Annotated in this window: 13 protein-coding genes and 1 tRNA gene; 6 read left to right on the top strand and 8 right to left on the bottom strand. The window is 70.3% G+C overall.

Annotation, left to right across the window (positions count from 1 at the left end):
• Positions 1–21: 21 nt before the first annotated feature.
• A complete protein-coding gene (locus NHL51_RS12205) occupies positions 22–1590 on the bottom strand; it encodes a hypothetical protein (protein ID WP_434144152.1) in 1569 nt (522 codons plus the stop codon).
• Positions 1560–2522, bottom strand: coding sequence for an ABC transporter ATP-binding protein (locus NHL51_RS12200; RefSeq protein ID WP_434144151.1), 963 nt, complete (start codon positions 2520–2522; stop codon positions 1560–1562). Before NHL51_RS12200 ends, NHL51_RS12205 begins: the two co-directional genes overlap by 31 nt.
• Positions 2523–2586: 64 nt before the next feature.
• Here NHL51_RS12200 and NHL51_RS12195 point away from each other — a divergent pair, with 64 nt between their 5' ends.
• The gene (locus NHL51_RS12195) at positions 2587–3375 is read left to right on the top strand and encodes an ABC transporter permease (RefSeq protein WP_434144150.1); all 789 of its coding nucleotides are present in this window, start codon (positions 2587–2589) and stop codon (positions 3373–3375) included.
• A 1-nt stretch (position 3376) separates the two neighbouring features.
• Positions 3377–4117, top strand: a complete 741-nt coding sequence (locus tag NHL51_RS12190; protein WP_434144149.1) for an ABC transporter ATP-binding protein — start codon at positions 3377–3379, stop codon at positions 4115–4117.
• Between the two features lie 35 nt (positions 4118–4152).
• Here NHL51_RS12190 and NHL51_RS12185 read toward each other — a convergent pair whose 3' ends face one another.
• Positions 4153–5403, bottom strand: coding sequence for a CDP-glycerol glycerophosphotransferase family protein (locus NHL51_RS12185; RefSeq protein WP_434144147.1), 1251 nt, complete (start codon positions 5401–5403; stop codon positions 4153–4155).
• Between the two features lie 98 nt (positions 5404–5501).
• Here NHL51_RS12185 and NHL51_RS12180 point away from each other — a divergent pair, with 98 nt between their 5' ends.
• Entirely contained in the window at positions 5502–6584 is a 1083-nt protein-coding gene (locus tag NHL51_RS12180) for a glycosyltransferase family 2 protein (protein ID WP_434144146.1), read from the top strand.
• A 23-nt stretch (positions 6585–6607) separates the two neighbouring features.
• Here the strand turns inward: NHL51_RS12180 and NHL51_RS12175 are convergent, their stop codons facing one another.
• The 3 genes from NHL51_RS12175 to NHL51_RS12165 form a co-directional block, all read right to left on the bottom strand.
• On the bottom strand, positions 6608–9004 hold the full coding sequence (locus tag NHL51_RS12175; RefSeq protein WP_434144145.1) for a CDP-glycerol glycerophosphotransferase family protein: 2397 nt from the start codon (positions 9002–9004) through the stop codon (positions 6608–6610).
• Positions 9005–9109: 105 nt separating this feature from the next.
• Positions 9110–10681: a S1C family serine protease gene (locus NHL51_RS12170; protein WP_434144143.1), complete on the bottom strand. Its 1572-nt coding sequence runs from the start codon at positions 10679–10681 to the stop codon at positions 9110–9112.
• 51 nt (positions 10682–10732) lie between these two features.
• Positions 10733–13111, bottom strand: coding sequence for a hypothetical protein (locus NHL51_RS12165; protein ID WP_434144141.1), 2379 nt, complete (start codon positions 13109–13111; stop codon positions 10733–10735).
• Positions 13112–13251: 140 nt separating this feature from the next.
• Here NHL51_RS12165 and NHL51_RS12160 point away from each other — a divergent pair.
• Positions 13252–13325: transfer RNA gene (locus NHL51_RS12160), tRNA-Met, on the top strand.
• Between the two features lie 322 nt (positions 13326–13647).
• Positions 13648–14217 carry a hypothetical protein gene (locus NHL51_RS12155; RefSeq protein WP_434144140.1) on the top strand — a complete coding sequence of 190 codons (570 nt, stop codon included), beginning with the start codon at positions 13648–13650 and terminating at the stop codon, positions 14215–14217.
• Positions 14218–14348: 131 nt separating this feature from the next.
• Here the strand turns inward: NHL51_RS12155 and NHL51_RS12150 are convergent, their stop codons facing one another.
• On the bottom strand, positions 14349–17345 hold the full coding sequence (locus NHL51_RS12150) for a UPF0182 family membrane protein (RefSeq protein WP_434144139.1): 2997 nt from the start codon (positions 17343–17345) through the stop codon (positions 14349–14351).
• A 115-nt stretch (positions 17346–17460) separates the two neighbouring features.
• The gene (locus NHL51_RS12145) at positions 17461–18600 is read right to left on the bottom strand and encodes a YlbL family protein (RefSeq protein WP_434144138.1); all 1140 of its coding nucleotides are present in this window, start codon (positions 18598–18600) and stop codon (positions 17461–17463) included.
• Positions 18601–18750: 150 nt separating this feature from the next.
• Here NHL51_RS12145 and NHL51_RS12140 point away from each other — a divergent pair, with 150 nt between their 5' ends.
• On the top strand, positions 18751–20145 hold the full coding sequence (locus tag NHL51_RS12140; protein ID WP_434144137.1) for a zinc-dependent metalloprotease: 1395 nt from the start codon (positions 18751–18753) through the stop codon (positions 20143–20145).
• The last annotated feature ends 97 nt before the right edge of the window (positions 20146–20242 follow it).

Raw genomic sequence — 20242 nt, 5'->3', positions numbered from 1 at the left:
ACGCCTTCCCGCCGGAGCGGATCAGTCGAATACCTGGGTGACCGCCACCAGTTCGGGGGCGCTGCGATCGAAGAGCCAGCCGCCCAGCAGGATCCCGAGCAGCAGTACGCCGAGGCCGTAACCGACGCCGACGAGCAGCGCCCACAGGTTGTCGAGGAAGTCGACCTGCACGATCGCCGTGATCGACACCCACACGACCGGCACGGACAGGAGCAGCGCGACCGTCATGGAGAGGGTCTGCGACAGGCCCGAGCCCGAACCCGACCATTGCGGCTGCACGAACGGGCTGTCGCCGGGACGCGTCGCAGGGTAGGGCATGATCACCGAGAAGACGCTCGACGACGCGCACGCCGCGAACAGCACGCCGAGATTCATGCCGAGCACCGCCGGCAGCACGTGCCAGTCGCCGAGCAGCGTCACCGTGATGCTCGAGCCGACGAGCGCGAGCGGGATGCCGACCATCATGACCGGCGCGAGACGCCCGGCGCGATCGGCTCGCCCGCGCGTACCGCTCGAGACGTGCATCCAGATCGCGGTCGAATCCATCGCGACGTCGTTGTGCTGCGACCAGCCGAGGAACAGGAGGATGACGGGCAGCGGTACCAGTGCGAGCGTATGCAGATCGACGCCGGCGACCCAGAAGGCGATCAGCATGATCACCGGTGCGACGGGGATCGCGAAGAGCGCGACGCGGTATCGCGGATCCCGGGACCAGTAGGTGAGCTCTCGCGCGGCGATGGCCTGCGCCGGGCGGGCGCGGAAGCGTTCGAACCAGCCGAGCCCGCTGCGCGCGACCCCCGGATCGATCGGCTTGTCGATGCGCTGGTTCGCGACTGCCGCGATGAGCATCCAGAGAGCGAAGAGCAGCACGACTGCGGCGGCAGTGATCGCGAGGCGCGCGAACCCGCCCGGTGCGTCGCCGGCCGCGAACAGCGGCAGCGCCGCGAACGGCGCGCCGAACGGCGTCCACGACAGCACTTCGGCCGCATCCGAGAAGCCCCGCGTGCCGGGCACGAGCGAGGTGGTCACCGCGAACACGCCGACCGGCAGGAAGGCGATGGCGAGCAGCGCGCCGATGGTGCGCAGCGTCCCGGAGTGGCGCGCGCCGACCAGCAGCGTCGAGAGGCCGGCCGTCACGCGCACGCTGCACATGGCGAGCAGCGCCGCGAGCACGAAGCTCACCGGCACCGCCCACCCGGGCTCGCGCCATTCGGGGCGCAGCACCGCGAGCGCGACGAGCCAGACGGCCAGCAGCAGGAACGGGATCGTGACGACCGATGTGATCAGCAGCGAGAACGCGACCGAGCCGGAGCCCGCGGGGAACTGCGCGAACTGCCGCGAACCGAGCAGGCGGCGGTTCTCGAAGAACGGGACGATGAAGACGCCGACGAGCAGCAGCCCGCCGATGACCGTGTCGACGACGGAGCGGTCGGCCGTTTCGTGGATCAGCAGTTCGGGCAGCGCCGCGAGCGCGACCGCCGCGACGACGAGCACGACCAGCAGCAGCACGGCGCGCAGGCCCTTCGAGAACGACCCCCGGAATCCGCCGCCGAGCAGCGCTACTCGGAGTCGAAAGAGCCGTGCAACCACTCGAGTCCCTTCTTCGCATCGTTCAACCCGGTCAACCGGGTGAAGCGCTCCTCCAGGCTGACGCCGTCGCGTACCTCGTCGACCGTGCCCTGAGCGATGACGCTGCCGTCGACGATGATCGAGACGTGGTCGCAGATGCGCTGGATGAGATCGAGGCTGTGGCTCGACATGATGACGCTTCCGCCGCCCGCGACGTACTTCTCGAGGATCTCGGTGACGTTCGACGCCGACACGGGGTCGATGGCCTCGAACGGCTCGTCGAGCACCAGCACCGCAGGGGCGTGGATCATGGAGCAGGCGAGCGCGATCTTCTTCTGCATGCCCGCCGAATAGTCGGAGACCAGGCGTCCGAGCGCAGACTCGAGCCCGAACGCCTCGGCGAGCTCGCCCGAGCGCTGCGCGAGCACCGACTCCTCGACGCCCTGCAACACGCCCGAGTAGTAGAGCAGCTGAGCACCGGTCAAACGGTCGAACAGACGCAGACGGTCGGGCAGCGTGCCGATCAGGTGCTTGGCGGCGGGGCCGTCGGCCCAGACATCGACATCGCTCACCGTCACGCGCCCGGAGGTCGGGCGCAGCAGTCCGCTGATCATCGACAGGGTCGTGGTCTTGCCGGCACCGTTCGGGCCGACGAATCCGGTGAACGAGCCCGCGTGCACGTCGACCGACACCTCGTTGGCGGCGACGAGCGAGCCGTACGTCTTGGTCAGCAGTTCGGTGCGCAGCACCACCGGGTTCTGGGCAGCGATGCGGCCGCGCTCGCGCGCACGGACGACCGACGGCGTGGGCACCTGGATGCGACCGGTGCGCGGTGCATGGTCCGAAGGGGCGCTGGTCGTCTCGGCGGGCTGATCCTGCGGGGCTCGATCGGCGTCTCGGGTCGCCAGATCGGGCGCTGAAGCGGGCGCGGTTGAATGGGTCTCGGGCGGCACCCCTCTAATCTACCAAAACATCCCCGGGTACTTCCTCCAGGCGGGAACCGGCAGAATAGATTCCGTGACTTCATCCACCGAGCACTCCCCGAGGCGCGCGAGCGCCTGGTCTTCGCTGTGGCTGCTGGCCCGACGCGACTTGAAGGTGCGCTATTCGACGTCGCTGCTCGGCTACCTCTGGTCGATCCTCGACCCGCTGCTCATGAGCCTGATCTACTGGTTCATCTTCACCCAGGTGTTCCAGCGCACGGTCGGCGAAACCCCGTACATCGTCTTCCTGCTCACCGCGATGCTGCCGTGGGTGTGGTTCAACGGCGCGGTCAGCGATTCGACCCGCGCCTTCCTGCGCGACGTGAAGCTCGTGCGGTCGATCGCGCTGCCGCGCTGGATCTGGATCGGCCGGATCGTCGCATCGAAGGGCGTCGAGTTCCTGCTCAGCATTCCGGTGCTCGTGCTCTTCGCCATCACCTCGGGCGCGACGGTCGGCTGGCAGCTCGTGCTCTTCCCCCTCGGCGTGCTGCTGCTGGCGGTGCTGATCCTGGCGATCGGCCTCATCGTCGCACCGCTCACCGTCTTCTTCCGGGACTTCGAGCGCGCGATGAAACTGCTGCTGCGCGTGCTCTTCTACGCGTCGCCGGTCATCTACGGCGCGGGCGATCTCCCGGACTTCGCGGCGCCGCTCGCCTGGCTCAACCCGCTGTCGGGCGTCTTCTCGCTGTTCCGCGCGGGCTTCTTCCCCGACCAGCTCGACTGGGGCCTGATCGGCTCGAGCGCGGTCATCACCGCACTGCTGCTCGTGTGCGGCATCATCATCTTCCGCCGCTCGGTGGGCGGCGTGCTGAAGGAGCTGTGACGTGAGCAACGAACCGATCATCACCGCCTCGGGGCTCGGCGTGCGCTTCCGGCGCAACCGGGGCTCGCGCCGCAGTTTCAAGGACCTGTTCGCCGGGCGGATGCGCCGGGCGATGCCGGGCGAATTCTGGGCGCTGCGCGACGTCGAATTCACGGTGCGGGCGGGCGAGGCCATCGGCGTCGTCGGTCGCAACGGCCAGGGCAAATCGACCCTGTTGAAACTCGTCGCAGGGGTGCTGCTGCCCGATGAGGGCCGGGTGGAGGTGCTCGGCGGCGTCGCCCCGCTCATCGAGCTCACCGGCGGTTTCGTGGGAGACCTCACCGTGCGCGACAACGTCATGCTGACCTCGGCGCTGCACGGCCTCAGCCGCAAGCAGATCTCCGAACGGTTCCAGTCGATCATCGATTTCGCCGGAGCGTCGGATGTCATCGACACGCCGTTCAAGCACCTGTCGAGCGGCATGAAGGTGCGCGTCGCCTTCGCCGTCGTCTCCCAGCTCGACGAGCCCGTACTGCTCGTCGACGAGGTGCTCGCCGTCGGCGACAAGGCGTTCCGGGCGAAATGCTACAAGCGCATCCAGGAGATGCTCGACGAGGGAAAGACCCTCTTCCTCGTCTCGCACAACGAGCGCGATCTGCGGCGCTTCTGCGAGCGCGGGCTGTACCTCGACAGCGGCAGGCTCGTGCTCGACGGCCCGATCGACGCCGTGCTCGAGCAGTACAACGCCGACCACCCGGCCTGACGGCGCGCCCCGGGCGAGGCCCGGGGCGGCTCGAGTCAGCTTGCGTTCGCCGCGCCGCGCCGCGCATCGGCTGCGCGATGCCGGTCGGCGCGCGCGAGCAGCGTCTCGACGGCAGCGTGGAACCTCGCGGTGGGCGCCCCGGGTGCGGTGTCGCCGAAGTAGCGGCTCGACCACTCGACCAGGCGCTCGCGCGCGGCGTCGTCGCCGATGACGCGGTCGAGCACGCTCGCGATATCGGGGGTGTCGTCGGCCCGCAGCCACTCGCAGACGCTCAGATAGCCGCCGGCATCGATCTCGGCCTCGGGGTCGACGGGTCGGGTGACCATGATCGGCTTGCCGGTCGCGAGGCGGTCGTACACCATTGCGGAGATGTCGCAGATCGCGACGTCGGGCAGGCTGAGCTGCCAGCCGAGCGCGGGGGCGGTGTCGTAGACGTGCTGCGCCGACGGGTCGGCGCGGTTGGCCTCTTCGATCATGGCGATGATGCGCTGATTGGCGGCGCCGAAGTCGAAGTTCACGACGCCGCTGCGCGGGTGTGGCCGGTACACGACGCGGTGCCGACCGGTGGCGAGCAGGCGCCGCACGAGCTCTTCGCCGTGGCTCGCGACCGAGCCGTAGTAGGCGGCCGGGCGGTCGCCCTCCCAGGTCGGCGCGTAGAGCACGACGGTGCGGCCGTCGGGGGCGAACGGCGGCTCGCCGCTCAGATGATCGGTCTGCGGCCGGCCGATCGAGATGGTGCGGGTCTCGACGTCGAAGTCCCAGAGCGCCTGCGAGAGCCGGGCGCGTGCGGCGTCGCCGGCGACCAGTGCGTAGTCGTACGCCTTGTGCTGGTTGCTGGTCATGTACATCTTGTCGCTCTCGCCGTGATTGATGAACACGTGCCAGCGATGGCCGTAGCGCATCATCTGGAAGTTGCGCGTGTTCTGGTTCACGTAGAGGATCACGTCGAGCGGCTGCTGCTCGACGACGTCTTCGATATCGGTGACTTTGCGCACGAAGGCGACATCGAGGCCGCTCTCGTCCATGAGGGCCCGGGCGCCCGCGGCGTTGCGTGCGAGGACGAGCACCGGGCGGGTCTTCGAGAGCTCCTGGAGCGGTGCGTACCATTGCCGCATCTGGTAGATGTTGACGTCGCTATCGGCGAAGTAGACGCCGACGCGGTACATGCCCGGAGTGAGCGGCCCGCGCTGCTCGATCGTCCGCATGAGTTCGGCGTAGGCCCGCCGACCCTTCAGTACCCGCTTCACCAGCCGGGTCGCGCGCTTGGCATCTTTCACGATCTGCATCCCTCGAGAATATCGTGCGGTCCCCCTGAGTATCCTCAGGCACCGGCTCCGGCGCCGTTCCCGGCTGCTTCCGGTGCGGCGTGTGGGAGGATCGTGGCATGGCGCGCACCCCCCTCCCCGAGCTGCCGGATCTTCCCGGAGTGAGCTATGTCATGCCCGTGCTCAACGAGGAGGATTTCCTGGAGCGCGCGGTGCGCACGATCCTCGCGCAGGACTATGCGGGTGAGAAGGAGATCGTGCTCGCGCTCGGCCCGTCCAGGGATCGCAGCGACGCGATCGCCGCATCGCTCGCCGCCGAAGACGCGCGGGTACGCACCGTCCCCAACCCCGAGCGCGACATTCCGCACGGGCTGAACCACGCCGTCGCGGCGAGCCGCCACCCGGTCATCGTGCGGGTCGATGCGCACTCCGAACTGACGCCCGACTACACGACGCGCGGCATCGAAGCGCTCCGCCGCGAAGGCGCCGCGAACGTGGGCGGTGTCATGCGCGCCGCCGGAGACGGGGCGGTGCAGCGCGCGATCGCGCGCGGCTACAACAGCCCGTTCGGTCTCGGCGGCGGCGCCTATCACGGCGACGGCACCCCGGGGCCGGCGGAATCGGCCTACCTCGGCATCTTCCGCCGGGAAGCGCTCGACGAGGTCGGCGGCTACGACCCCGAAATCCTGCGCGGCGAGGACTGGGAGCTCAATCTGCGCATCCGGCGCGCCGGCTACCTCGTCTGGTTCGAACCGGTGCTCGGCGTCACGTACCGCCCGCGCTCCTCGTTCGCCGACCTCGCCCGGCAGTTCTTCGCGACCGGCACCTGGCGCGCCGTGCTCGTGCGCCGATACGGTCGGGCGAATCCGTGGCGCTTCTTCGCCCCGGGCACCCTCGTCATCGCCCTCGCCGTGAGCCTCGTCGCCCTGGTGCTGTTCATCGCACGGGTGCTGCCGTGGGCGTCCTTGTGGCTGGTGCTGCTCGTGCCCGCCGCGCTCTACCTGCTCGGTATCGGCTATGCGACGCTGCGCATCGGCCGGCAGAGCTTCGGCGAACGGCAGGGATTCCTCGACCGTCTGCTCACCGCGGCCACGCTCATGACCATGCACGTGAGCTGGGGCTCCGGCTTCCTGCGCGGCATCGTGTTCGGCGGCGGACGCATCCTCGGCCAGGGAAAGGTCGTCGACCGCTCGCGGATCTGAGCGTCCGGAGACGCCCCGGGGCGTCAGCCGAGCGCGCCGCGCGCGACGAGCGCATCGACCACCCGCGCGGCGGCGAACCCGTCGTCGTGCGGCGTGAAGCGCTCGCGCCACTGCGCGTACTCCGCGGTGAACGGCACCCCGTTCCGCGCCGCGGCGACGACCTCGGCGCGCGTGGTCAGCAGCGGCCCGGGCGCGCTCGCTGCGAAGTCGAAGGTGAACCCGCGCTCGCGGTCCCGGTAGTCGCGGAGATCGGGCACGAAGAACGCCAGCGGCACCGCGGCGACCGCGGCATCGAACATGATCGACGAGTAGTCGGTGACGAGCAGGTCTGCCGCAAGGATGACGTCGTTGATGTCGGGGTGCCGCGACACGTCGATGACGCGGGAATCGGTGCCGAGGTAGCGGCCGAAGCGGAGGGTGCGACTGTGGCCGCGCACGATGACGACCCAGGGATCACCGGGCGCGTCGAGCTCCTCGGCGAGCGCGTGCACGTCGAGCAGGTCGACGAGCCCGTTCGCCTCCCCGCGCCGAGTTTCGCGCCAGGTCGGCGTGTACGCCAGCACACGGGCGCCTTGAGGGATGCCGAGCGCACGGCGCGCCGCCTCCACGACGATGTCGATGCGCTCGGGCCCGTGCCCGGCCGCCACCGCGGGCACGACCGCCCGCGCGAGACGATCGTCGCGGGGGTACCCGGTTTCGAGAATCTCGCCGCGATAGGCGTAGCTGCGAGCGAACTGCGCGGTCGAATGCGGGTTCTGCGAGAGCAGCAGGCTCCACCGGCGGCTCTCGCGCCGCGTCGCGATGCGCGTCTGCAGGCCGGTGTTCGGGCGGGTGAGCGCGAGGTGCTTGAGCATGGTGCCGTGCCAGGTCTGCAGCACGGTCTGGGAGCGGCCGCGGCGGAACCCCGAACCGAGCCAGTCGTTCACGACGAGGAGGCGCGCTCGCTTTCGAGCCGCGACCCAGTCGGCGCCCCCGACGAGCAGCGGCACGGCGCCCGCGGGCACTGCGACGCGCTCGCTCGTCACGCTCCAGTAGCGCACCAGGTCGGGGAAGCGCTCGACGATCTCCGCATCGATCGCGAGCGGATTGCAGGCCGCCTGCCGGCCCTCGAAGCTCTCGAAGAAGACGCCGGCGTCGACGCGCTGCTCCGCGGGGAGCGCGAGCCTGCGGATCTCGGCGAGCACGCGCGCGGCGGCACCGCCGTCGGGGTACGCGTGGAACCGGGCTGCGAGCGCCCGCGCTTCGCTCGCCGCATCGCGGGCCGCCACGCCGGGGCGCAGCACCTCCCCCAGACGATCCGACGTCGCGCTCCACGAATCGAGCACGCGCCCCGCGGCCGTCACCTCCAGCGGTTCGTAGAGCCCGCGCGTCGCGGAGTAGTGCGCGAGGTCGGGGGCGAACCAGATGATCGGCCGACCGAGCAGGGCGTAGTCGATCGCGATCGACGAGTAGTCGGTGATGACCGCGTCGAATGCGCCGAGCAGCGGAGTGATGTCCGGGGCGATCTTCGCGGGCAGGGCGTGCACCCGACTCGCCTCGGCGGAGGCGCCGAAGACGGCGTCGTAGGCTCCGCTGCCCATCGGATGCGAGCGGATGACGAGTCTGGCCCCGAGCGCCGCGAGGCCGGCGCGGATCAGTTCGGCCTCTTCCGCGGTCGGCACCGCCGGATCCGCTTCGCCGTCGCGCCAGGTCGGCGCGTAGAGCACGAGCGATTCGGGTCGCTCCCCCGGGTCGATGCGCTCCTCGGCGAGGCCGAGCAGGCGCCGCACCTCGGCACGGGCGGCGGCTGCGAGATGCGGGTGCCGCGCCTGCGCGCACAGCACGTCGTCGCGCGGGTCGCCGAGGGCGCTCACCCGGCCCGGCGCGACGCGGTTCGCCTCGCGCAGCCGCTCGGCGACCGTGACCGACCCGGCGACGTAGAGCGAGACGCGCTCGGCGCCGATGCGGTACACGCGGCGCAGCACGGACTTCATGAAGCCCGGGCCGTCGGTCATCGCACCGATGTGGTGGTGCAGGTTCTTGATCGGGGCTCCGTGGCCGAGATGCGTGATCGAGGCCCCGGCGATGCCGAAGCGGTTCACATCCCGATAGCCGTGGGTGATCACGATCTGCCGGGCGGTGATCGTCGCGACGAACCCGGCCCAGCTGCTGCGCACCGCGGTAGCGAATCCTTCCGCGGCCGCGCGCTCGGCCTCCGCCTCGTCGGCGACGATCCAGGTGATCTGCGCGTCGGGGTCGCTGTCCCGGAGCTCGCGCGCGACGGCGAGGGCGCCTTCGCCGACGCCGATCCAGCTGCCGAACGCCCACCTGCCCTCACGGCGCGGCACGAACACCGCGCAGACGAAGGCGAGCAGGTAGCCGAGAAGCGAGAAGAGCTTCTTGAACCTGCTGTTCTTCGTGCTGGACTCGCCGGTGCTCATTGCACCTACTGTAGGGCACCCGACTTACAGCACGACGGCGGTGCGGCGAACCGTCGGGTCGCCGCACCGCCGTCGTGCCACGCGTCTACCCGCGCACCGGGCGCGCTACCATTCGAGCTGGCCGAGCGTGGCGGTCGCCTCGCCCGACACGCCGTCGCGCGTGTAGTCGATCTTGACCTCGCTCCCGCCGGCGTGCATGCGCACCAGCGCGGAGACCGAGGTGCCGTCGGCCGCCGGGGTCCCATCGATCGCGGTGACCACATCGCCGACCTTCAGCCCCGCGGTCTCGGCGGCTCCGCCCTTCGCGAGGTCGACGATGAGACCGCCGGCGTGGTTCGCGTCGGCGTCGGTGTCCTGGCTGGAATCGGCGATCGAGGCGCCGAGCAGGCCGTGCGAGGGCTGCTCGCCGTCGATGAGCGCATCGGCGACGCGCGTCGCGAGGTTCGAGGGGATCGCGAAGCCGAGGCCGGCGCTGCCGGCAGTGCCGTTCGCGCTCGTCGGCGAGGCGATCGCGACGTTGATGCCGATGAGCTCGCCCTTGCCGTTGAGCAGGGCGCCGCCCGAGTTGCCCGGATTGATCGAGGCATCGGTCTGGATGACGGGCAGCGTGACCGTGCCGCCCGACTGCTGCTGCTGTTCGCCGCCGTTCTCGTCGGGCACCCCGAAGCGGAAGTCCCACGGGAAGCCGTAGCCGTTGTCCCCGTTGTCCTGGGACTGGTCCTCCTGCGCCGGATCCTGCGGGATGAGGGGGCTGCCGACGGAGATACCGCGGTCGACCGCGCTGACCACACCGCTGGTGACGGTGTTGGCGAGATTCATCGGCGCACCGATCGCGACCGTGAGGTCGCCGACGTTGAGCTTGTCGGAGTCGGCGATCTTCACCGCCGGCAGGGAATCGGCGTCGATCTTGACCACGGCGAGATCGGCGTAGGGGTCGACTCCGACGATATCGCCGTCGAGGATGCGTCCGTCGCTGAGCTTCACCCGCACGGTCGCATCCGTTCCGGCGGCTCCGTCGAGCGTGACGACGTGCGCATTGGTCAGGATGTATCCGTCTTCGCGGTAGATGACCCCCGAGCCGGAGCCCGCGGAGTTGGCGCCCGCGACCTCGAGCGTGACGACGCTCGGCGTCGCGACGGCCGCGACGCCCGAGATGTTCGTGGCGGTCTCCCCGTTGCTCAGGGTGAGCGTGCCGCCGCCCTGCACGGTCGCCTGCGGCTGCGCGACGTTCGAGGAGACGATCGCCGAGACGCCGCCGCCGACCACTCCGCCGATCAGCGCACCGAGCGCGAGACCGGTGATCAGCATGCCCGAGCGGCTGCGCGGATGCGCCTGGTTCGCAGAGCCGCCCGGGCTCGCCTGCGGTGCGATGTAGGGCGGCTGCGCGGCCGCCGCCGCACCGGTTCCGGCCTGCTGCGCCGCGTACTCCGGCTGCGTCGCTGCCGGGTTCGCATGCTGCACGGCGGCGGACGTCTGCTCGGAGCCGGGCTGCGGAGCGGCCGGGTTCGGAGCGGCGGGGTCGACCGGCTGGCCCGGGGTCCAAGCGTCGGGCAGCGGTGCTGTCGGCTGGGTGAGACCGGCCGAAGCGGACTCGGGCTGAACGCCCGAGTCCTGCTCCGCGCGGTTGCCGTCGTTCGGGTTCGGTGCGGACGATTCCTGTCCGGGGGTGGTGCTCATCGGCGGTTCCCTTCCTCGTTGAGACCAGCCTGCCCACCGAACTTATGAAATTCATTTGCGTGAACTGGACAGGCGCTGCATATGCCTGCGAGCCGCGAGCAGTGCGATGAGGCCGGCGCCGGCGACGGGCGCCGCGCCGAACAGCAGCAGCCTCGAATCGAGGCCGCCGGTGGAGGCCAGGGGCTCGATCCGCTCGGAGACGACGGTGCGTTCGTTCGCGACACCGCAGGCCCCGCGGTGCAGTTCAACGGACTCGCCGGTCTCCGGGTGCGGCATCGCCAGGTCTTCGACCCAGTACCCCGTCCCGGCCGACCGTGCGAGGACCGATGGCGAATCGACGCGTCCCGGCCCCGGCACCGCGACGCGGGCCGTCACGGCGACCGGCTGCGCGAGGCACCGCTCCTCCTCGGACAGTGCGGCCAGCTCGGCGGCGCTCCACGTCGCGGCGGCCCCCTCTTCGTCGGTCACCGGATTCCAGGAAGCATCGAATTTCGGTGCACCCGCGCGCGGTTCGAGGTAGTAGACGAAGCCGAGGTCGGCCCCCGCGGGCACTTTCCCTGCGACGATGGCGGTGTCGTGGAAGGCCTCGCCGACGGTCGCTTCGGGCTGCGCCTCGGTCCTCACCTCCGGTTCCGAGATCCGCGCGGTCTCCTCCGGCACTCCGAAGTCGTCGCACCACTCCTCGACGTGGCCGAGCACGGCTTCGCTCTGGTCTTCCGCGAACAGGCACGCCTGCACGGTCACCCATCCGCGGGTATCGAACGGGAGAGGTATGGGCGGCGCCTCGATCTCGCCGGGCGCCGACACGGTCACCAGTTCGCGGGCGACTTCGACCGCTCCTTCGGAAGGCGCGGCCCGGCGTTCGGGCTCCGTGCCGATCGCGTAGGCCGTCAACCTGAGCACGATCGGAAGCGGGGCGCCCTGCGCATCGTTCAGCCACGATCCCTGGAGCACGGAGAGCGCCATCCGATCGCGCAGCACCAGGTCGTCGAGCGGCAGCTCCTGCTCGTCCAATGCCGTGCTCCACCGCAGAGACATCGGCACGATCTGCCCCTCCTCGGCGAGGCCGAAGCGGTCGGTGAACCGGTACCCCTCGGGCAGCAGGGCCGCCGCGCGCACCTCCGGTGCCTGCAGCGCCTCGTCGATGCTCCAGACCCACGAGTAGTAGCCGGCCTCGCGCGGAGCGGTGTCCGCGACCGCCAGGTATTCTCCGGGGCCGCGGTCCGCGATGATCTCCGCCCGGGCCGCGACCGGGGCGCCCTCCGGCGCGGCGTCCGACGTGTCGATCGGGTCTGCGAACGGCCCGTAGAGCACGCCCTGCGCCGCGATGGGCGCGTATTCGACGGCCCCGTCCGCGAGACCGCGCGCCGCCCAGGGCGCGGGCGAGTCATCGCTCGCGGCGAAGGTCACGCGGTCGGCGAACCTTCCCGCGTCGGGACTCACGAAGCGCGATTCGACCTGAGTCGCGAGCACGGGGTGGAACTGCGATTCGATATGGATCTCCGCGGGCTCGAGCACGAGCTGCCGGTTCGCTGTGACCGGCCCGACCATCGAACCGAGCGCCTGCTGCCCCGGCACGACGGCGGTGTGCAGCATCAGGGCGGCCGGCCATTCCGTCACCTCGCGCACCCATTCCCCGGACGTCCGCACCGTGCGCCCGCTCTCCCAGCCGTCCTCGTGGAGCACAGCGCGCCAGGCCGCCAGGCCGGCAGCGGGCCCCACGCCGATCGACGGGGCGCCGCCATCGAATGCGGCTCCGTCGATATCGACGCGCGTCGTGCCCGCCGGGTACGCCACCGTTCCGGTCGCGAACTCCTCGCCCAGGGCGATCGACAACGCGGCGCCGTCCGGTTCGGCCATGCTGGCCGCCACCGCCGCGTAGGCCTCGTCGACCATGCCGTACGCCCGATCGGTGTGCCAGGTACCGCCGTGGGCCTGCACCCAGCGCACATGGTGCACCAGCCAGTCGTTCGCACCGGGGTCCTCGCGGAGGAACCAGACCGCGAACTGCACGGCCGCGGCGATATCCGGGTCCGCCGTCTGCCCGTAGGTCGTGAGCAGCCAGTTCATCCGTCGCAGGGCGTCGCCGCTCACCGGAGTGCCGGCGACCCAGCCGTCCCACCCCGTCCCGTCGGATTGATTCGCCGAGAAACCGGGCAGCGTCGTCGCCTCGACCGGGTGATGCTGCGGCCCGCTCGGTTCGAACGCGCCGGGCTCGACGCAGTAGACGAGCTGGCCGTTCGAGCTCACGAACCCGCCGACCACCCAGCCGCCGAAGCTCACGGTGTACTGCGACACCGCCGCCCGTGCCGGTGCACCGTGCGCGAACACCGCCGCGCAGAGCATGACGGCGAACACCGCGAGCACTGCGATCGCCCGGCTCGGGCAGAGGCGCCGCCGCGCGATCCCTCTGTGCAAGATCATCTTCATCCACTCCTCACCGCGGCACCGTCTGCGCCGCAGCGCCCATGCTGCTGGAGCCCCGCGGGTCGCGTTCCGCGGTTTCCACAGCCCCGTTTCCACCCCGATTTGGCATGCACCCGGAAGCCATGTATAGTTATTTCTTGTGCCGCGGGGTGGAGCAGTTCGGTAGCTCGCCGGGCTCATAACCCGGAGGTCGTAGGTTCAAATCCTGCCCCCGCAACGGATATGCGACACAGAAAGGCTCCTGATCAGGGATAACTTGATCAGGAGCCTTTTGCATTCCGCCCCGGACACCACCCGGCCTCCCCCGCGGAACCGGCACGGCAACCCGAAGATGCGGGCGACGGCCCGCGAACCGGTGCCCCGCGACACGCCGGTGACACGCCACCGACACTCCGCGACCGAGGCTCCTGCGACCCATGCAACGCTTCCCCATGTGGAGGAGCATTGCGACCACGTGGACGATCCGGCTGCATCGACCGAAATCACGTCGCAGAGGTCGCTCCCGAACGGTCTCTCGGTTCGCTGGTAGCCTGAGCCCCGTGCAGAACCTGAGCTACCGCCCCATCTCAGCCGCGGATACCGCCGCCCCGCTCCCTCCCGGCGTGTATCGCGGCAATCCGCGGCGCACCACGGCCCTGATGGCGGGCAGCATCGTGATGGCCGCAGCGAGCATCGCCGTGCTCGTGATGGCGGTGCTGGGCTCGGTGCCCGCGAACCTGACGGTGCTCGCCTACGGGTGCGGCATCGTCGGCACGATCGTGTTCGGTATCGCCGCGGCCGTGCTGCCGCTGCGCGCATTCGTCATCACCGGCACCGGCATCACCATGCGCGTTCCGCTGCCCGGGGCTCGCCCGGTGCCCTTCGACTCCGTGCACGGCGTCGTGCTCTACCCGACGGTGCTCGGCCAGGGCGGCGGTGCCGCGGTGCTGCTGCTCGACGCGCACGGCGACGCGATCTTCCGCATGAGCGCCCCGCCGTTCTCGGAAGCGGTGCTGCACGGCTTCGTGTCGCTCGTCGAGCAGGCGTCGGGCGCGCGCGTCTCGGAATGCCGCCAGAGCGTCAATGCGATGAAGTTCTCCGAGCCGATCCAGCTCCCGAAACTCGTCTAGACGCAGAAGCCCGCCGACGCGGTCGCTCGGCGGCGATCATCGGTTCCGGGGTGCGTCGACGCCAGAGGCCGCTGTCCCGGTCCGCTTGCGCGTTCCGGGACAGCGGCCTCTGTGCCTGCCCTCGCGACGGGCTACTCCGCGGCGAGGGCCGCCTCGATCGCCGCGCGCAAGCGCGCATCGGCCTCGCCGTAGGCGGCCCAGTCGCCGTCCTTCATCGCCGCGTCGCGATCCTCGATCGCCTGCTGCATGTCCTGCAGCGTCGATTTCAGCGACGCCCCGCTGTCGCCGGAGCCCGCCCCGGTCGACGGCTCCTCGGGCGGCGTGGCCCCGCCGTCGTCGGCAGGCGCGTCCTCGACCCCGCCGTCACCGGCGCTCGCGCCCGAGTTGCCGCCGAAGAGTTCGTCGAGGGCGGCATCGAGCGTGTCCTCGAACGCGATGTCGTCGCCGAACGAGACCAGCACCTTCTGCAGCAGCGGGAACCGGGTGCCCGACGACGCCTCGATGTACACGGGCTGCACGTAGAGCAGGCCGCCGCCCACCGGCAGGGTGAGCAGGTTGCCGCTCAGCACCTTGGTGCCGCGCTGGTCGAGGATGTTGAGGTCGGTCGAGACCTTGGGGTCGGTATTGAAGCTGTTCTGCACCTGGCCGGGGCCGGGCAGAGTGTTGCCCTTCGGCAGTTCGAGCAGCTTCAGCGTGCCGTAGCTCTCCGCCACCTTGCCGTCTTCGCTGCCGGCGTTCGAATTCGCCGCGAGGTATCCCGTGAGGATGTCTCGGGCGCCCTCGCCGCGGGCGTCGGGGATGTAGGTGGAGTAGATCGAGAACTCGGGCTCCTCGTTCGCCCCCGCTGCGAGCGTCAGGTAGTACGGCGGCTGCGCGGGCGCCTGCTCGCCATCGCTGCTCTGACTGACCGGGTTCGACGGGGTGATCCACGCGTCCTCATCGGAATAGTACGCACCGGGATCGGTCACGTGGTACGTGGCGAGCATCTCGCGCTGCACCTTGAACATGTCGGTCGGATAGCGCACGTGGCTGAGCAGGTCGCCGCTCATCTCGGAGACGTCCTGCAGCATGCCCGGGAACACCTTGTCCCAGGCCTTGAGCAGCGGATCCTCGCTGTCCCACGCGTACAGGGAGATCGAGCCGTCGTACGCGTCGACGGTCGCCTTCACCGAGTTGCGGATGTAGTTGACCGGCTTCGGCGCGATGCTCACGCGCTCGTTATCGGCGTCGACCGTCAGCGCGTTCATGTCCTGCACCTCGGAGTACGGGTAGTCGGCGGAGGTCGTGTAGCCGTCGATGATCCAGACGAGTCTGCCGTCGACGACCGAGGCGTACGGGGCAGAGTCGACCGTCAGATACGGGGCGACCTTCTGCACGCGCTCGACGGGGTTGCGGTCGTAGAGGATCTGCGAGCCGTCGACGACCGCACCGGAGAGCAGCACCTCGAGGTCCTGGAACTTCAGCGCGTAGACGAGCTTCGTGAAGAGGCTCGACAGCTCGGGGCCGCCGTCGCCCGAGAACGTGGTGAGGTTCTGGCGCGAACTGCCCTCGCCCGAGTCCTCGGTCGTGGTCTGCTCGTCGGCGGCCGGGGTCTCCTCGGCCGGAGCCGAATCGGCGGTCTCGTCGGCCGCGGCCTCCGCGTTGCTCTCGGCGTCGGCCGGGTAGTCCATCTCGATCGACTTCTTACGGTCGCCGCCCACGATCGAGTACTCGGGCGAGTTCATGCCGAAGTAGACGCGGGGCTCGAACTCGCCGAGCTTGCCGGCGGTCGGAATGCCGCTTTCGAGGAAGACGGGTTCGCCGCCCGGCGAACGCTGGTTGCCGTACGCCGCCACGAGGCCGTAGCCGTGCGTGTAGACGAGGGTGCGGTTGTACCAGCCGTTCTGGCCCGAGATGTCAATATCGCGAATGGCCGACACCGTGTCCTCGACTTGGCCGTCGATCTCATAGCGGTCGACGTTCAGGGAGTTCGGGAACTTGTAGTACTGCTTGCTCTGCTCGAGCTGTGCGAAGGTCCGCGAGATGATCTCGGGGTCCATGATGCGGATGTTCGCGGTAGTCACGGCGTCGTTGCGCAGCGCGCCGGGCTCGGCGTCGGTGACGGCGTCGTAGCGCTCGGTCTTCACGTCTTCGATGCCGTAGGCCGCACGGGTCGCGTCGATATTGCGCTGGATGTAGTCGGCCTCGAGGCTCTTCTCATCGGGCTTGACCTGGAACTGCTGCACCGACCACGGGTAGCCGATGCCCAGCACGATGCTCGACACGAGGAACAGCGCGGTGCCGACCACGGGCAGCCGCCACTTGCCCGTGAAGGCGGTGATGAGGAAGAGCAGCGCGACGAGCACGCCGATGCCTGCGAGGATCTGCTTGCCCGGGATCACCGCGTGCACGTCCTGGAACATGGCACCGGTCATGAGCCCGGTCGGATCGTTGAGCACCCGGTACTGGTCGAGCCAGAGGCTGCCGCCCTGCAGCAGCAGGTAGACGACCGCGAGCACCGCGGTCTGGATGCGCGTGGCCTTCGAGATGCGCACATTGCGCCCCGAGAACGCGATGCCGCCGTAGAGGTAGCTGGTGCCGACGCCCGCGATCAGCGAGATCAGCACCACGCCCGAGGCGAAGCCGGCGATGCCCTGGAGCACGGGCAGATCGAAGAGGTAGAACGAGACGTCGAGGCCGAACTGCGGATCCTTCTCGCCCGAGGGGGCGCTGTTGAGCCAGAGCAGCACGCGCTGCCAGCTCGCCGCGGTCGTGAACCCGGCGAAGAGCCCGATGACGGCGGGCAGCAGCCACTTCACCGCCCGGCGCAGCGGTTCGACGATCTCCTGGTACCGATCCAGCTGGGCCGTGAGCCGCGCGTAGACCGGGCGCGTGCGGTAGGCGATATCGATCGACAGGAAGAGGGGCACGGCCATGCCGAGGAAGCCCACGAGGAACATGATGCCCGCGGCGATCCACTGCGTCGTCAGCACGGGCAGGAAGCCGAGTTGGCGGTACCAGAGCACCTCGGACATCACCGCGGCGAATCCGAGGAAGCCGAGGATGAGGATCACGACCAGCACGATCGTGATCGCCAATGGCGACATCCGGCGTCTATTCGTCGTCTGGGCAGCGTTCTGCTCGGTCACGTCCCTCTACTTTCCTCGCGCGGGATCGCGCGACTGCGAAGCGATCCCGACCAGCCTAGCGGCCGCCACTGACAACTTCCGCACGCCGACGGCGAACGCTCGGCGCGACCTGCGATCAGGGTGCGCCGCAGGCCTCGATACCGGCGGGCGTGCCGCCCTCCGCCACCGTCTCGACCGCGGCGACCGCCTCCTCGAGCGTCGCTACCGGCACGACCTCGAGTTCGCCCGGAATGCGCTCGGGGAGGTCGACGCAGTTGCCGACCGGCATGAGGAAGAGGCGGCTGCCCGCCCGGGAGGCCGCCCACATCTTCTGCTCGAGCCCGCCGATGGGACCCACGTTGCCGGCGGCATCGATCGTGCCGGTGCCCGCGGCATCGATCCCCGCCAACGGGGCCTCCGCCGACATGAGGTCGATGATGCCGAGGGCGAAGACGAGGCCCGCGCTGGGGCCGCCGATATCGGCGAGCGCGATATCGACCTCGTGCGGCAGCGAGTACTCCGACTGCAGCACCGCCCCGATCATCGGTTCTCCCCCGCCGTCGGGCACGCCCGGCACCAGTTCGACATCGACACGGGCGCCGTCGCGCTCGACGGCGAGCGCGAGCGGCCGGTCCGCGCCGTTCGCCACGATCTTCTCGCGCAGCTGCGCGAAGTCGAAGTCCGACTCCCCCGCGACCTCGACGAGCACGTCGCCCTCTTCGAGCACGCCCTCGGCGGGGCTCCCCTCGGCGATGCCCGCGACGGTGAGCGTCACCGGCACGTCCTCCCCGAGATGGGCGAAGGCCGCGGCCGCCGCCTGCTCCTGGGAGTTCTCCATGAGCACCATGTTCTGCTCGGTGCGCGCTTTCTCGCTCACCCCCTCGGGGTAGAGCTCGTCCACCGGCTTGATCTCCTGCGCCGGGTCGATGAGCCCGGGGAGCAGCGACAGCCAGCTCTTCGGGCGTTCGCGGCTGCCCGAGATGGAGACGGTCAGGAGGCGCAACGATCCCCGGCCCGACGCGTCTGCGCCGTCGGCCCCGGAGGCGTGCTCGGCTTCGCGCGCCGCTCCGTCGATCTCGATGACCGGCCGCGGCTCCTCCCCCTCGAGCGCGACGCTGCCGAGCACGTCCACGGTGGGGCCGGGCCGTTCGATCGCGTAGGGCGAGGGGATGACTCCGGTAAGCAGCACGGCGCACGCGGCGGTCGCGGTGACGAGGAGCGCGCGCGATCGACGCCGTTCGCGTTCGCGACCCTGCGCGGGCTCGGATTCGTGCACTGCTGCTCCTCGACAGGGATCGGGCGCTCGGGCCCCGGGCATCTGTTCGCAGTGGGCGCAATGGGAATTGGCGCTGCAGCGGTCAATCTAGCAGGTGGAACCGGGCTCTGTGCCGTACCGTTGATGCGACGAGGACGAGGAGATTTCGGCATGGGCGCGAACGAGAACGGCGACGATTTCGAAGAGCTGCAGCGCATTCTGCGCGAGATGCTGTCGGGCCAGGGGATGCCCGAGGGCGGCCTCGATGCGGAGCAGTTCGCGAAGGCCGCAGGGATTCCGGGCGACCCGGCAACGCTGCAGGGCCTCTTCTCCACGCTGCAGGGCGCGATGCAGCGGCCGGGCGATGGCATCGACTGGTCGGTCACCCGTCGCACGGCGATCGATGTCGCCGGCGCGGGCGGCACGAGCGCCGACCCCGCCCCTGCGATGCGTGCTTTCCCCGTAGCGACGCTCTGGCTCGACGAGGTCACCGAGCTCGGCGCGACCGCCGACTCGCCGCGCACGCTCTCGCGCATCGAATGGGTGCAGCAGACGGTCGACACCTGGATCAGCTTCGCCGAGCCGGTCGCCGAATCGATCAGTCGGGCGCTGATGGACGCGCTGCAGACCCAGATGCCCGAGGAGTTCAGCGGTGCGCTGCAGGGCGCCGCGCCGATGCTGCGCAGCGTCGGCGGTGCGCTCTTCGCGGTGCAGCTCGGCACGGTCGTCGGCAAGCTCTCGGGCGAAGTGGTCTCGGCCGGCGACATCGGCATCCCCCTGATCTCCGGCGAGGGCCGCGAGGGCGGTGCGCTGCTCCCCGGCGGAGTCGCCGCATTCGCCGAGGGCCTCGACCAGGATGCCGAGGCGGTGACGCTGTACCTGGCGGTGCGCGAACTCGCCCACGCCCGCCTGTTCCGCCATGCCAAATGGCTGCGTCTGCACCTGGTGACAGCGATCACCGATTTCGCGCGCGGCATCCGCATCGATACCGATCGTATCGAGGAGATGGCCCACGAGATCGACCCGTCGCACCCCGAGCAGATCCAGCAGCTCATCGCGGGCGGTGCGCTGATCCCGCCGAAGACGGAGGAGCAGCAGGCCGCCCATGCGCGGCTCGAGACGATGCTGGCCCTCGTCGAGGGCTGGGTCGACGTCGTCACCGCCGATGCGGCGAAGCGCCTTCCGGGAGCGGACGGCATCGCCGAGATGGTGCGCCGGCGCCGCGCCGCGGGGGGCCCTGCGGAGCACGCGCTCAGCGCGCTGGCCGGGCTCGAGCTGCGGCCGCGCCGGCTGCGCGATGCGGCGGCCGCCTGGCGGCTGGTCGCCGAGCGCAGCGATGCGGCGACCCGCGATGGCCTGTGGGCGCATCCCGACCTGCTGCCGACCGCGGAGGAGCTCGACCACCCGGCGCGGCTGCTCGAGCGGCTCGGGCTCGCGGGCACCGGGCCCCAGTCGAGCGACGACGACTTCGACGCGCAGCTCGCGCAGCTGCTCGACGGCGAACTGCCGCCGCACGAGGGCGAGGACGGCGAGGACGGGGCGCCCGGCTCGTCCGGGACCGCATAGTCGGCCCGCGTAGCCGACCTGCAGCGCAGTTCGGCGGCGTCGCTGCGGGCCTGCGGCCGGGCCGACCTTCCTCCACAGCTCGACCGGACCGAGCGGA

This window comes from Leucobacter sp. gxy201 (assembly GCF_051043335.1).
Lineage (GTDB): Bacteria > Actinomycetota > Actinomycetes > Actinomycetales > Microbacteriaceae > Leucobacter.
The sequence above is the reverse complement of the archived record's forward strand: the minus strand, read 5'-3'. Positions and strand labels throughout refer to the sequence as shown.